This window comes from Sphingobium indicum B90A (genome assembly GCF_000264945.2).
GTDB classification, from domain to species: domain Bacteria; phylum Pseudomonadota; class Alphaproteobacteria; order Sphingomonadales; family Sphingomonadaceae; genus Sphingobium; species Sphingobium indicum.
In genome coordinates this window covers 3,574,995-3,587,368 of sequence record NZ_CP013070.1, presented here as the reverse complement: position 1 = coordinate 3,587,368, position 12,374 = coordinate 3,574,995, and the positions used below count along the sequence as shown (strand labels likewise).

Sequence of the window (12,374 nt, the reverse complement as noted above, 5' to 3'; positions counted from 1 at the left end):
GACTCTCTTCGACATGCGAAGCATGGTGGAGGGGAAATTCGGAGGTCGTGCTCCATTCCCCTCCACCAGCCTGCGGCTGGTCCCCCTCCCCATCTCTCGATGGGGAGGATTAGGATGGGCCGTTTATTACCCCTCGCTAACCTTCTTCACCGCCTCGTCCCAATAGACCAGGCTCCGCGCGAAGCTGGCGAAGCCGCGTTCCAGCGCCGCGCCGCTTTCTCCGTGAGGACGGGCTTCGGCATCCAGCGTGTCGCTGATCTGGCCGACGCTCAGGCGCTCCGGGATGACGGTCATGCCCATGGCGTTCAGCGTCACCGTCCAGGCGGCATGGCTGTTCACCCCGGCATAGCGGCCCATGGAATAGCTGGCGATGCCCGCCGGGCGGCGGTCGAATTCCTTGAGATAGTGATCGACGAGATTCTTGAGGCCCGGCTGCATGCCCCGATTATATTCGCCCGCGACGAAGACGAAGGCGTCTGCGGCGGTCAGGCGTTCGGATAGAGCCGTCATGGCGGCGGGGGCTTCGCCCGCGGGATAGTCGCTGTAGCGCAGATCCAGCATGGGCAGCCCTATGGCCTGGGCATCTATGAGTTCGGCTTTGTGGTCCAGGGCCTGGAAACCCTTGATCAGATATTCCGCCAGACGGATGCCGAGGCGGCCCCGGCGATAGGAACCGTAAAGAACGAGGATGTCGAGCGCCATGGGAGACTCCCTTCAGGGGTTGAGGGGAGTGTCGCACCGGCGATCGATGGCGTCCAGCGTCTTGCAGCACGGCGTGCCCCTGCAAAGGCAGTGTCCAGTTCAGACGGCGGGACTGGGCTCCTGCCTTCGCAGGAGCACGCCGTATTTCAGGGCAACTATCTCAACTTCGCGATGTTCAGCCCGTCCTGCTTGGCGCGGGCCTTCACCGATTCCTCGCTGCGGGTCAGCGCCTTGGCGATCGCTTTCAGCGCCATGCCCTTCTTCGCCAGCGTGTGGAGCTTCTGCAACTCGTCCGCCGTCCAGGGTTGCTTGTGCCGCTCGAAACGATCGCCCGCCATGCCGGTCAATCCGCGAAAGGATCACGCACGAGGATGGTGTCCTCGCGCTCAGGGCTGGTCGAAACGAGCGTGACCGGGCAGCCGATCAGTTCCTCGATCCGGCGGATATATTTGATCGCCTGCGCCGGGAGTTCCGCCCAACTGCGGGCGCCCGCCGTGGTGTCCTGCCAGCCTTCGATGCTTTCATAGACCGGCTCCGCCTTCGCCTGGTCCTGCGCATGGGCGGGGAGATAGTCGAAGTGCCGGTCGCCGATCCTGTAGCCGACGCAGATCTTCAACTCGTCGAACCCGTCCAGCACGTCCAGCTTGGTGAGGGCGATGCCGGTGACGCCCGACACCGCGACCGACTGGCGCACCAGCACGGCGTCGAACCAGCCGCAGCGGCGCTTGCGGCCTGTGACGGTGCCGAATTCATGGCCCCGCTCGCCCAGCCGCTGGCCGACGTCATTCTCCTGCTCGGTCGGGAAAGGACCGGAGCCGACGCGGGTGGTGTAGGCCTTGACGATGCCGAGCACGAAGCCCGCGCCATTGGGACCGAGGCCGGTACCGCTCGCCGCCGTGCCCGCCACCGTGTTGGAGGAGGTGACGAAGGGATAGGTGCCGTGGTCGATGTCGAGCAGCGTGCCCTGCGCCCCTTCGAACAGGATGCGCTTGCCCTCCGCCTTCGCCTTGTTGAGCGTCAGCCAGACGGGCTTGACGAAGGGCAGGATGAAGCCGGCGATGTCGCGCAGTTCGGCCATCAGCGCGTCGCGGTCGATGGGCGCTTCGTTGAACCCGGCGCGCAGCGCGTCATGATGCGCGGTCAGGCGGTCAAGCTGCGGGCCGAGATCGTCCAGATGGGCCAGGTCGCAGACGCGGATGGCGCGGCGGCCGACCTTGTCCTCATAGGCCGGGCCGATGCCGCGGCGGGTGGTGCCGATCTTGCCCGCGCCCGAAGCATCTTCGCGCAGGCCGTCGAGGTCGCGGTGGAAGGGCAGGATCAGCGGGCAGGTTTCCGCGATCTGGAGGTTGTCGGGCGTGATCTCCACCCCCTGCCCCTTCAGCTTCGCCACCTCGTCGCGGAAGTGCCAGGGGTCCAGCACGACGCCGTTGCCGATCACCGACAGCGTGCCGCGCACGATGCCGGAGGGGAGCAGCGAGAGCTTGTAGACCTTCTCCCCCACGACCAGCGTGTGACCGGCATTATGGCCGCCCTGGAAGCGGGCGACGACGTCGGCGCGCTCCGACAGCCAGTCGACGATCTTGCCCTTGCCCTCGTCGCCCCATTGGGCGCCGATCACGGTCACATTTGCCACAGATACAGTCCTCCGCCCGCCGCGCGGACCGGCCATGCCCTTCGACGGGACTCGGCATGCCGGTGGGATAAAGCGGGCGCGTCGCCCAGTTGCGGGGGCGCGTTAGCCCCGCTGCCCCGGTCCCGTCAAGTCAATAGGCGCGGGGTTCCGCGCCGTCGAGCCAGTGCGAGCAGCGCAGCGCCTCGCCATTTTCCTCTCCGGTCAGCGCGGCGACCGTCTGCCAGCCTTCCGCCCGCAACCGGGCGGCGCGGGCGGCGTCATGGTGCAGGGGCAGGAACAGCCGCCTGGGCGCCTCGCCGCCGAAGCCCGCGTCGATCAGCGGATCGGGATAGAGGGAGAAGCCCATGGCCGGTTCCTCCGACCCGTCGGCGCGGATGATCGCATAGCTGCCGCCCCGGCCGATCTCCCCGGTGAAGCCTTCCGCGAAGATCGAGAAGCCGAACCAGTTTTGATATTCGAAGCCGTGCCGCTCGGTCGGATCGAGCGTCAGGCTGATGTCCCAGCCGATGGGCTTGGCGATGGCGCGCAGGCCCGCGATGCGGCTGTCGATGGCACCGCCCAGGTCGGCGTTCAGCGCCTCCAGCCTGTCCATCGCGGCGTGGAAGGGGCCGGTGCCCTCGATCAGCGGCAGATAGGCAGCTGCGGCCGGGCTGATCGCGGCGAGCGCGCCCGCATCCTTGGCGTCCAGTTCGGTGCGGACGGCCTCTATCTCTTCCGGCGCGAGCGGCAGCGGCCCGGCGGCGAGCGCGTCGATCAGGTCCGGCAGGGTGAAGTCGATGGTGATGCCGGTGACGCCCGCCGCCTGCAACGCCTCTATGGCGACGTTCACGATCTCCACGGCGGCGGCGACGCTGTCGCTGCCGATGAGTTCGGCGCCGACCTGGAACCGCTCCCGCTCCGGCCGGAGCTGATTGGCGCGCAGGCGGATGACGGGACCGGCATAGGACAGGCGCAGCGGGCGCGGCGCGGCGGCCAGGCGGGTGGCGGCGATGCGGCCGACCTGCGCGGTCATGTCCGGGCGCAGGGCCAGGCTGCGCTGCGACACCGGGTCGATGGCGCGGACGAGATCCTGCGCCTTCATCGATTTGAGGCGGCCGACCAGCGTGTCCTCAAACTCCGCGATAGGCGGCATGACGCGTTCATAGCCGTGGCTCGCCACGGTATCGAGCACGCGGCGCGCAAGCCGGGCGGAAGCCTCCGCCAGCGGCGGCAGGCGGTCGGAAAGTCCTTCAGGCAGGAGGCCGGATGGAATCGAGGTCATGGGCTGGCCTTTAGCGGATTATGCGCGCAAGGCCAGCCCGAACCATATCAGGCCCGAACCATCAGGCGAAGCGGAGGAGCTTCACGGTCTTCACGCCTGCGAGCTTGCAGATGTCGCTGAGGACCGCTTCGTTCACCGCGCCGTCGAGCGAGAGGAGCAGCACCGCTTCCCCGCCCTGGTTGCGGCGGCCGAGGTGGAAGGTGCCGATATTGACCTGCGCCTCGCCCAGCGTCGAACCCAGGCGGCCGATGAAGCCCGGCGCGTCCTGGTTGACGATGTAGAGCATGTCCCCGGCCAGATCAGCCTCCACCTTGATGCCGAACAGTTCGACCAGGCGCGGCTGGGCATTGCCGAACAGCGTGCCCGCGACCGACTTGTCGCCGCTTTCGGTCTTCACGGTCACGCGGACCAGGGTCTGATAGTCGCCCTCGCGGTCATGGCGGACCTCACGGACATCCAGACCCCGTTCCTTCGCCAGGAAGGGCGCATTGACCATGTTCACCGTGTCGGAATAGACGCGCATCAGGCCCGCCAGCACCGCCGCCGTGATCGGCTTCTGGTTGAGTTCGGCGGCATGGCCCTCCACCTCGACCGAAACGCTCTGGATGCGGTCGCCTTCAAGCTGGCCGACCAGGCTGCCCAGTTCCTCCGCCAGCGCCATATAGGGCTTGAGCTTCGGCGCTTCCTCGGCCGAGAGCGACGGCACGTTCAGCGCATTGGTGATGCCGCCGTCGAGCAGATAGTCGCTAAGCTGTTCCGCGACCTGGAGCGCGACATTGACCTGCGCTTCGTCGGTCGATGCGCCCAGATGCGGGGTGCAGATGAAGTTGGGGGTGCCGAACAGCGGCGATTCCTTCGCCGGTTCCTGCACGAACACGTCGAGCGCGGCGCCCGCCACATGGCCCGAATCCAGCGCTTCCTTGAGCGCGGCTTCGTCGATCAGGCCGCCGCGGGCGCAGTTGATGATGCGCACGCCCTTCTTCGTCTTGGCGAGATTTTCCTTGGAGAGGATGTTGCGGGTCTGGTCGGTCAGCGGCGTGTGCAGCGTGATGAAGTCCGCCTTCGCCAGCAGCGTGTCCAGATCGGCCTTCTCCACGCCCATTTCGACGGCGCGTTCCGGGGTCAGGAAGGGATCGAAGGCGACCACCTTCATCTTGAGGCCGAGCGCGCGGCTGGCGACGATGGAGCCGATATTGCCCGCGCCGATCAGGCCCAGCGTCTTGCCGGTGACTTCCACGCCCATGAAGCCGTTTTTGGGCCACAGGCCCTGCTGCGTCTGGGCGTTGGCTTCGGGCAACTGGCGGGCCAGCGCGAACATCAGCGCGATGGCATGTTCGGCGGTGGTGATCGAGTTGCCGAAGGGGGTGTTCATCACGATCACGCCCTTGGCCGAGGCCGCCGGGATGTCGACATTGTCGACGCCGATGCCGGCGCGGCCGATGACCTTCAAATTGGTGGCGTGGTCGAGAATGTCCTTCGTGACCTTGGTCGAGCTGCGGATGGCGAGGCCGTCATACTGGCCGATGATCGCCTTGAGTTCTTCCGGGGTCTTGCCGGTGATTTCGTCGACTTCGACGCCGCGCTCCCGGAAGATCGCGGCGGCGCGGGGGTCCATCTTGTCGGAAATGAGGACTTTGGGCATGACGAATTGCCTTTCTTGCAATTCGTCATCCTGACGAAAGTCAGGATCTCAGGCGGCTAGGTTCGACCTAGAGGCCCGAGATCCCAGCTTTCGCTGGGATGACGGGGAATAGAGGATTAGTTGGATTAAGCGGCCTTCACGGTCGCATAGGCCCAGTCGAGCCAGGGACCGAGCGCTTCAATGTCGGCGGTCTCTACCGTCGCGCCGCACCAGATGCGCAGGCCCGCCGGGGCGTCGCGATAGCCCGCGACGTCATAGGCGGCGCCTTCCTTCTCCAGCAGGGCGGCGAAGCTCTTGATGAAGGCTTCGTCCGCGCCCTCTACCGTCAGGCAGACGCTGGTGGTGGAGCGGGAAGCCGGATCGGCGGCGAGATGGCCCAGCCAGTCCCGTTCCTCGACAATCCTGTTCAGCGCCGCCGCATTGGCGTTGCTGCGGGCGATCAGGCCGGAGAGGCCGCCCAGCGACTTGCCCCATTCCAGCGCGAAGATCGCGTCTTCCACCGCCAGCATGGAGGGGGTGTTGATCGTCTCGCCCTTGAACACGCCTTCGGCCAGCTTGCCCTTCGCCATCAGGCGGAAGACCTTGGGCAGCGGCCAGGCGGGGGTGTGGGTTTCCAGGCGTTCCACGGCGCGGGGGCCGAGGATCAGCACGCCATGACCGCCCTCCCCGCCCAACACCTTCTGCCAGGAGAAGGTGGCGACGTCGATCTTGGTCCAGTCGATTTCGTAAGCGAAGACCGCGCTGGTGGCGTCGGCGAAGGTCAGGCCTTCGCGGTCGGCGGGAATCCAGTCGGCGTTCGGCACGCGCACGCCGGAGGTCGTGCCGTTCCAGGTGAACAGCACGTCATGGGCGAAGTTCACACCGTTCAGGTCGGGCAACTGGCCATAGTCGGCGCGGATGATCGTGGGGTCGAGCTTCAACTGCTTGGCGGCGTCCGTCACCCAGCCCTCGCCGAAGCTTTCCCAGGCCAGCGTCGTGACCGGGCGGGCGCCCAACATGGTCCACATCGCCATTTCGAAGGCGCCGGTGTCGGAGCCGGGGACGATGCCGATGCGGTGGGTTTCGGGCAGGTTCAGCAGTTCGCGCATCAGGTCGATGCAATAAGCGAGGCGGGTCTTGCCGATCTTGGCGCGGTGCGAGCGGCCGAGGGATTCGGCGCTCAGCTTGTCGGCGCTCCAGCCCGGAGGCTTGGCGCAGGGACCGGAAGAGAAATAGGGGCGAGCCGGCTTGGTTGCGGGCTTGGCGGCAGGCGCAATGGTGGCGTCTGCGGCGGTCGTATCAGTCATGTAATGCTTCTCCTTGCAGAGAGCACGCGCGGCGTTGGGACCGCGTGGCCCGTCGGCCGCCCTAAAGTTTCCGGCCAAAGAGTCAAGCCGAATGTCTGCATGCGATGAAACGAGTCGGCCGTTAACCCTTGGGCCAGCCGAACGTGGTAAATCATGCCGTCATGATCGAGCGGGTTTGGGGGAATGCGATCCTTCGCGGCACGGGTCTTGCGGCCCTGACGGCGGCCGTGCTGGCGCTGGCGGGCTGCGGCGGCGACCTGGTGCCGCGCGGGCGGGTGGAGCGCCCCGCCAAGTCGGTTCGGACCGCCCGCCCCGCCGCGCCGCCGCCGATGGAGTTGCGCCAGTGCATGGCGAAGCTGACGTCCCAGTCGGTCCTCTTCACCCCCCTGCCCGACCAGAATTTCGGCGGCGGATGCAGCGCGACGGGCAGCGTCAAGCTGATCGACATCGGCGTGCCCGCGACCAATCTGGGCGCGATGACATGCGGCCTGGCGGCCAATTTCGCGGCCTGGGCGCGCTATGGCGTGCAGCCCGCCGCCCGGCTGATCCTGGGGGCGGAGGTCGAGCGGATCGAGACGTTCGGCACCTATAGTTGCCGTCCCATCGCGGGCAGCGGCAAATTGTCCGAACATGCGCACAGCAATGCGGTCGACGTGTCCGCCTTCGTGCTGAGCGACGGGCGGCGCATCAGCATCCAGAACGACTGGAATGGCGACCGGCGGGTCCGGCAGTTTCTGGAGATCATCCACGCCAGCGCCTGCAAGCGGTTCCGCACCGTGCTCAGCCCCGATTACAACGCCGCGCATCACGACCATTTCCATTTCGACATGGGCGGCCGCGGCGGCTTTTGCCGCTGAGCGCCAACAAATACTTTGGGGGATTTTGCCGCTAGACGCCTTGGCTTTGTCACGCGGGCGTCCTACCTTTCCGGAAATGACTAGAAAAGAAATCGAAGAACGCAAATTCCGCCCCGCCAGCCAGGAAGCAGCCGACGCCCGGCTGAGGACGGAAACCCCCCAGACCAGCAGCGCCGCCTACCGACTGGCCTTCCAGGACACGGAATTCCTGCTGCGGGAGGATCTGCGGCCGGTGCGGTTCCAGTTGGAACTGCTGAAACCCCAATTGCTGATGGACGAGGCGAAGATCGAGTCCACCTTCGTCTTCTACGGTTCGGCGCGGATTCCGGAGCCGGAGCAGGTGCAGGCGCGGATCGACGCCGCAACCACGCCGGAACAGAAGCGCATCGCCGAAAATCTGGGCAGGAAGGCGCGCTATTATGAGGAAGCGCGCAAGCTGGCGCGGATTTCAGCGCAATATCCAGTGAATGAGGCCGGATGCCGCCATTTCGTCGTCTGTTCGGGCGGCGGCCCATCGATCATGGAGGCGGCCAATCGCGGCGCGGCGGATGTCGGCCAGACCACCATCGGCATGAACATCGTCCTGCCGCATGAACAGTCGCCCAACCGCTTCGTCACGCCGGAACTGAGCTTCCAGTTCCACTATTTCGCGCTGCGCAAGATGCATTTCCTGCTGCGGGCGCGGGCGCTGGCGGTGTTTCCGGGCGGGTTCGGCACGTTCGACGAGATGTTCGAACTGCTGACGCTGATCCAGACCGGCAAGATGAAGCCGATCCCGGTGCTGTTGTTCGGGCGGGAATTCTGGACGCGGGTGGTGGATTTCGAGGCGCTGGCGGATGAAGGCGTGATCTCTCCGTCCGACCTCAACCTGCTGACCTGGGTGGAGACCGCCGAGGATGCGTGGGAGGCGGTGCAGAGATTCTATGAGGACAGCGAAGCGCCGGGGTGCGGGTAATTTATCCTCGCCCCTTTAGCGCCAAGCTTGCTCCCCTCTTTCGCCTGACTGATCGATTTGGGTGGAGAGCGGACGTTCCCCTATTCGTCGCCCCTCCCCCTATTCGTCACCCCGGACTTGATCCGGGGTCCCGCTGCCTTGGGCTGGGCGCGGTGTAGAGGCAAAAGCGGGACCCCGGATCAAGTCCGGGGTGACGGAAAACTAATGTCCGCTCATGGCCAATTGCCGACATTTTCGAATTTGTCCACGCGGCCTGGTTCCGCCGTCTGATAAATGCACGACGTCTGGACTGGGCTCCTGCCTTCGCAGGAGCACGGCTTGGGATGGGGCTATTGTCCTTGCCCTCCCCGTCCCAGCGGACTAGGGCGCGGCCATGCGTCGCGACCTTGCCCATGTCGACACCTGGATCTTCGATCTGGACAATACGCTCTACCCGGCGAAGGCGGACCTGTTCGCGTTGATCGACGTGAAGATGGGGGAGTTCATCCAGGGCCTGCTCGGCTGCGATCCGGTGGTCGCGAAGCAGACGCAGAAGCGCTATTTCCTGGAGCATGGCACCACCCTGTCCGGCCTGATGCACCATCATGGCATCGAGCCGCGCGCCTTCCTCGACTATGTCCACGACATCTCCATGGACCGGCTGGAGGTGGACGAGGCGCTCAACGCCCATATCGCGGCGCTGCCGGGGCGGCGGCTGATCTTTACCAATGGCGATGCCGCCTACGCCACGCGCGTGCTGGACCGGCTGGGCCTGAGCGGCGCGTTCGAGTTGATCCACGACATCCACGCCTGCCAATATATTCCCAAGCCCGATCCGTCGGGCTATGCGGAACTGTGCCGGGTGCACCATGTCGATCCCGCCCGCGCCGCCTTTTTCGAGGATATGGCGCGCAACCTGAAGCCGGCCAAGGCCATCGGCATGACCACCATCTGGGTCAATAACGGCTCCGAAGCGGGCGACCACGGGCATCATCCCGACTTCATCGATTTCGAAACCGACCATCTGACGCCGTTTCTGGCGGATATTTTTGGGGAGCAGCCATGAGCAACGAACTGATCGCGACCATCGACGCCGCCTGGGAGGACCGGGCCAATGTGAGCCTGTCGACGCAGGGGGCGGTGCGGCAGGCGGTGGACAAGGCGCTGGCGATGCTGGACAGCGGCGAACTGCGCGTGGCGGAGCCGACGGCAGAAGGCTGGCGGGTCAACCAGTGGGCGAAGAAGGCGGTGCTGCTGTCCTTCCGCCTGAACGACAATGTCATGATCGACAATGGCCCGGGCGCGGGCCATTGGTGGGACAAGGTGCCGAGCAAGTTCGCCGGTTGGGATGAGGCCGCCTTCCGCGCCGCCGGTTTCCGTGCCGTGCCGGGGTCGTTCGCCCGCGCCGGGGCGCATATCGCAAAGAATGTGATCCTGATGCCCAGCTTCGTGAACATCGGCGCCTTCGTCGATGAGGGCACGATGGTCGACACCTGGGTGACGGTGGGTAGCTGCGCGCAGATCGGCAAGAATGTCCATCTGTCCGGCGGCGTCGGCATCGGCGGCGTGCTGGAGCCGTTGCAGGCCGATCCGGTGATCATCGAGGATGACTGCTTCATCGGCGCCCGGTCCGAAGTGGTGGAGGGCGTGCGCGTCGGCAAGGGATCGGTGCTGTCGATGGGCGTGTTCATCGGCCAGTCGACCAAGATCGTCGACCGCGCCACCGGAGAAGTGTTCATGGGCGAAGTGCCGCCCTATTCGGTGGTGGTGCCGGGGTCGCTGCCCGGCAAGCCGCTGCCCGACGGCACGCCGGGGCCGAGCCTCTATTGCGCGGTGATCGTGAAGCGGGTGGACGCGCAGACGCGGTCGAAGACCGGGATCAATGAATTGTTGCGGGATTGAAGGCTGCCTCACTCCCCTCCCCTTCAGGGGAGGGGCAGGGGGTGGGGGCGCGCCTCCACCCTCAGCGCTTGGGGAGATCCCCCACCCCAACCCCTCCCCTGAAGGGGAGGGGCTTATAAGTGGCATTTGGCGCAAGCTCGCCTTACATAATCCCCATGCCGCCATCCACGCCCGACAATAGCCCCCTTCCGCCCGTCTGGGCGACGATGCGGCGTTTCTTTCCTTATCTCTGGCCGGCCGACGCCCCCGCGCTGCGGCGGCGCGTCGCCGTCGCCATGGCGCTGGTGCTGGTGGCGAAGGCCGTCAGCCTCGCCATGCCCTTCGCCTATAAGGGCGCGATCGACCGCATGGCGCCGGGCATGGAGTCCGGCGTAGGCCTCGCCGTCGCGCTGGTCGTCGCCTATGCGGGCGCGCGCTTCGGCGGCGTGCTGTTCGACAATCTGCGCAACGCCATTTTCGAGCGGGTCGGGCAGGAGGCCGGGCGGCGGCTGGCCGACGACGTGTTCGTCCATCTGCACCGGCTGTCGCTGCGCTTCCATCTCGACCGGCGCACCGGGGCCGTCACCAAGATCGTGGAGCGCGGCACCAAGAGCATCGACACCATGCTCTATTTCCTGCTGTTCAACATCGCGCCGACGGTGCTGGAACTGGCGGCGGTCTGCGTCATCTTCTTCGTGAAGTTCGGTCCCGGACTGGTGGCGGCGACGCTGGTCATGGTGGCGCTCTACATCTGGTTCACCCGGACGATCACCGAATGGCGCAACCAGCTTCGCCGCGACATGGTGGACATGGACACCAATGCGGTCGCCCATGCCGTCGACAGCCTGCTGAATTTCGAGACGGTCAAATATTTCGGCGCGGAGGAGCGCGAAGCGGCCCGCTATGCCAAGGCGATGCGGCGCTATGCCAATGCGGCGGTGAAGTCGGAAAATTCGCTCGCCTGGCTGAATATCGGGCAGTCGCTGATCACCAATCTGATGATGGCGGGGGCGATGGGCTATACCGTCTGGGGGTGGAGCCGGGGGCAGTTCTCGACCGGCGACGTGGTGCTGGTGAACACGCTGCTGAGCCAGCTTTTCCGGCCGTTGGACCTGCTGGGCATGGTCTATCGGACGATCCGGCAGGGGCTGATCGACATGGAGGCGATGTACAGGCTGATCGACACGCAGGCGGAGATTGCCGACGCGCCGGGCGCGCCGATGCTGCATGTCGAGGCGGGCGAGGTGCGCTTCGACCATGTGCATTTCGGTTACGATCCGGAGCGGGAGATATTGCACGGGGTCAGCTTCACCGTTCCGGCGGGCAGGACGCTGGCCATCGTCGGACCTTCGGGCGCGGGCAAGTCGACCATCGCCCGACTGCTGTTCCGATTCTACGACATTCAGGGCGGGCGGATCAGCATAGACGGGCAGGACATATCGGCGGTGACGCAGCAATCCCTGCGCTCCACCATCGGCATCGTGCCGCAGGACATGGTGCTGTTCAACGACACGGTCGGCTATAATATCGGCTATGGCCGCGAAGGCGCGACGCAGGAAGAGATTGAGGCGGCGGCCAGGGCGGCGTCCATCCACGACTTCATCATGGGCCTGCCGCAGGGCTATGACACGCGGGTGGGCGAGCGGGGGCTGAAGCTGTCCGGCGGCGAGAAGCAGCGGGTGGCGATTGCCCGGACGCTGCTGAAAGACCCGCCGGTGCTGGTGCTGGACGAGGCGACCAGCGCGCTCGACAGCCGGACCGAGACGGAAATCCAGGACGTGCTGCGCACCATATCGCGCAGGCGCACGACGCTGGTGGTGGCGCATCGGCTGTCCACCGTGGTCGACGCGGACGAGATCATCGTCATGGAGAAAGGGCGCATCGTCGAACGCGGGCGGCATGGCGATCTGGTGCGGGCGGACGGACTCTACGCCGCCATGTGGGCGCGGCAGGGGGCCGAGCGGGACGATATGCCGGTGGAGCCGGGGATCGAGGATATTTTCGAAGTGGTGGACGTGCCGGGCGGCAGGGGGTGACGGTTGGTTCGGGTGGTTAGCGGTCATTCCCCCTCCCGCCTGCGGGAGGGGAATGTCTTGGGATGGCCAAAACCCGTGCCTCTACCCAGCCCGATTGATTTTTGCGGTCTTATATCCTATCCTCGCCCTCGCGGACCGGGCC

The 12,374-nt window shown here is 66.0% G+C and carries 11 protein-coding genes; 5 read left to right on the top strand and 6 right to left on the bottom strand.

Going from position 1 to position 12,374, the window contains the following annotated elements:
- Positions 1 to 126: 126 nt before the first annotated feature.
- From SIDU_RS17355 to SIDU_RS17330, 6 genes are all read right to left on the bottom strand, one after another.
- Positions 127 to 702, bottom strand: a complete 576-nt coding sequence (locus SIDU_RS17355) for an NADPH-dependent FMN reductase (protein WP_007683111.1) — start codon at positions 700 to 702, stop codon at positions 127 to 129.
- Between the two features lie 155 nt (positions 703 to 857).
- Complete coding sequence (locus tag SIDU_RS17350) at positions 858 to 1,040, bottom strand: hypothetical protein (protein WP_007685461.1); 183 nt, start codon at positions 1,038 to 1,040, stop codon at positions 858 to 860.
- 5 nt (positions 1,041 to 1,045) lie between these two features.
- Positions 1,046 to 2,335 (bottom strand): adenylosuccinate synthase, encoded by a 1,290-nt coding sequence (locus tag SIDU_RS17345; protein ID WP_007685463.1) that lies wholly within the window; start codon positions 2,333 to 2,335, stop codon positions 1,046 to 1,048.
- A 130-nt stretch (positions 2,336 to 2,465) separates the two neighbouring features.
- Complete coding sequence (locus SIDU_RS17340) at positions 2,466 to 3,596, bottom strand: ATP phosphoribosyltransferase regulatory subunit (RefSeq protein WP_007685464.1); 1,131 nt, start codon at positions 3,594 to 3,596, stop codon at positions 2,466 to 2,468.
- Between the two features lie 61 nt (positions 3,597 to 3,657).
- Entirely contained in the window at positions 3,658 to 5,238 is a 1,581-nt protein-coding gene (serA, locus tag SIDU_RS17335; RefSeq protein ID WP_007685466.1) for a phosphoglycerate dehydrogenase, read from the bottom strand.
- Between the two features lie 125 nt (positions 5,239 to 5,363).
- Positions 5,364 to 6,524 (bottom strand): phosphoserine transaminase, encoded by a 1,161-nt coding sequence (locus tag SIDU_RS17330; RefSeq protein ID WP_007685468.1) that lies wholly within the window; start codon positions 6,522 to 6,524, stop codon positions 5,364 to 5,366.
- Positions 6,525 to 6,685: 161 nt separating this feature from the next.
- On the opposite strand from SIDU_RS17330, the gene SIDU_RS17325 reads away from it, so the two are divergent.
- The 5 genes from SIDU_RS17325 (at position 6,686) to SIDU_RS17305 (ending at position 12,232) form a co-directional block, all read left to right on the top strand.
- Positions 6,686 to 7,381 (top strand): extensin family protein, encoded by a 696-nt coding sequence (locus SIDU_RS17325; protein ID WP_039979983.1) that lies wholly within the window; start codon positions 6,686 to 6,688, stop codon positions 7,379 to 7,381.
- Positions 7,382 to 7,457: 76 nt separating this feature from the next.
- Entirely contained in the window at positions 7,458 to 8,336 is an 879-nt protein-coding gene (locus SIDU_RS17320) for an LOG family protein (protein ID WP_007685472.1), read from the top strand.
- 373 nt (positions 8,337 to 8,709) lie between these two features.
- Positions 8,710 to 9,381, top strand: a complete 672-nt coding sequence (locus tag SIDU_RS17315) for a pyrimidine 5'-nucleotidase (RefSeq protein ID WP_007685475.1) — start codon at positions 8,710 to 8,712, stop codon at positions 9,379 to 9,381.
- A complete protein-coding gene (dapD, locus tag SIDU_RS17310; RefSeq protein WP_007685477.1) occupies positions 9,378 to 10,217 on the top strand; it encodes a 2,3,4,5-tetrahydropyridine-2,6-dicarboxylate N-succinyltransferase in 840 nt (279 codons plus the stop codon). Before SIDU_RS17315 ends, dapD begins: the two co-directional genes overlap by 4 nt.
- A gap of 155 nt (positions 10,218 to 10,372) precedes the next feature.
- Positions 10,373 to 12,232 (top strand): ABCB family ABC transporter ATP-binding protein/permease, encoded by a 1,860-nt coding sequence (locus SIDU_RS17305; RefSeq protein WP_007685479.1) that lies wholly within the window; start codon positions 10,373 to 10,375, stop codon positions 12,230 to 12,232.
- Positions 12,233 to 12,374 lie beyond the last annotated feature (142 nt).

What these genes read in the sequence shown, in the direction of transcription:
- SIDU_RS17315 (WP_007685475.1), top strand. Translation starts at nt 8,710, where the DNA reads ATGCGTCGCGACCTTGCCCATGTCGACACCTGGATCTTCGATCTGGAC.
- SIDU_RS17305 (WP_007685479.1), top strand. Translation starts at nt 10,373, where the DNA reads ATGCCGCCATCCACGCCCGACAATAGCCCCCTTCCGCCCGTCTGGGCG.
- SIDU_RS17330 (WP_007685468.1), bottom strand. Translation starts at nt 6,524, where the DNA reads ATGACTGATACGACCGCCGCAGACGCCACCATTGCGCCTGCCGCCAAG.
- SIDU_RS17355 (WP_007683111.1), bottom strand. Translation starts at nt 702, where the DNA reads ATGGCGCTCGACATCCTCGTTCTTTACGGTTCCTATCGCCGGGGCCGC.
- SIDU_RS17320 (WP_007685472.1), top strand. Translation starts at nt 7,458, where the DNA reads ATGACTAGAAAAGAAATCGAAGAACGCAAATTCCGCCCCGCCAGCCAG.
- dapD (WP_007685477.1), top strand. Translation starts at nt 9,378, where the DNA reads ATGAGCAACGAACTGATCGCGACCATCGACGCCGCCTGGGAGGACCGG.
- SIDU_RS17340 (WP_007685464.1), bottom strand. Translation starts at nt 3,596, where the DNA reads ATGACCTCGATTCCATCCGGCCTCCTGCCTGAAGGACTTTCCGACCGC.
- SIDU_RS17350 (WP_007685461.1), bottom strand. Translation starts at nt 1,040, where the DNA reads ATGGCGGGCGATCGTTTCGAGCGGCACAAGCAACCCTGGACGGCGGAC.
- SIDU_RS17325 (WP_039979983.1), top strand. Translation starts at nt 6,686, where the DNA reads ATGATCGAGCGGGTTTGGGGGAATGCGATCCTTCGCGGCACGGGTCTT.
- serA (WP_007685466.1), bottom strand. Translation starts at nt 5,238, where the DNA reads ATGCCCAAAGTCCTCATTTCCGACAAGATGGACCCCCGCGCCGCCGCG.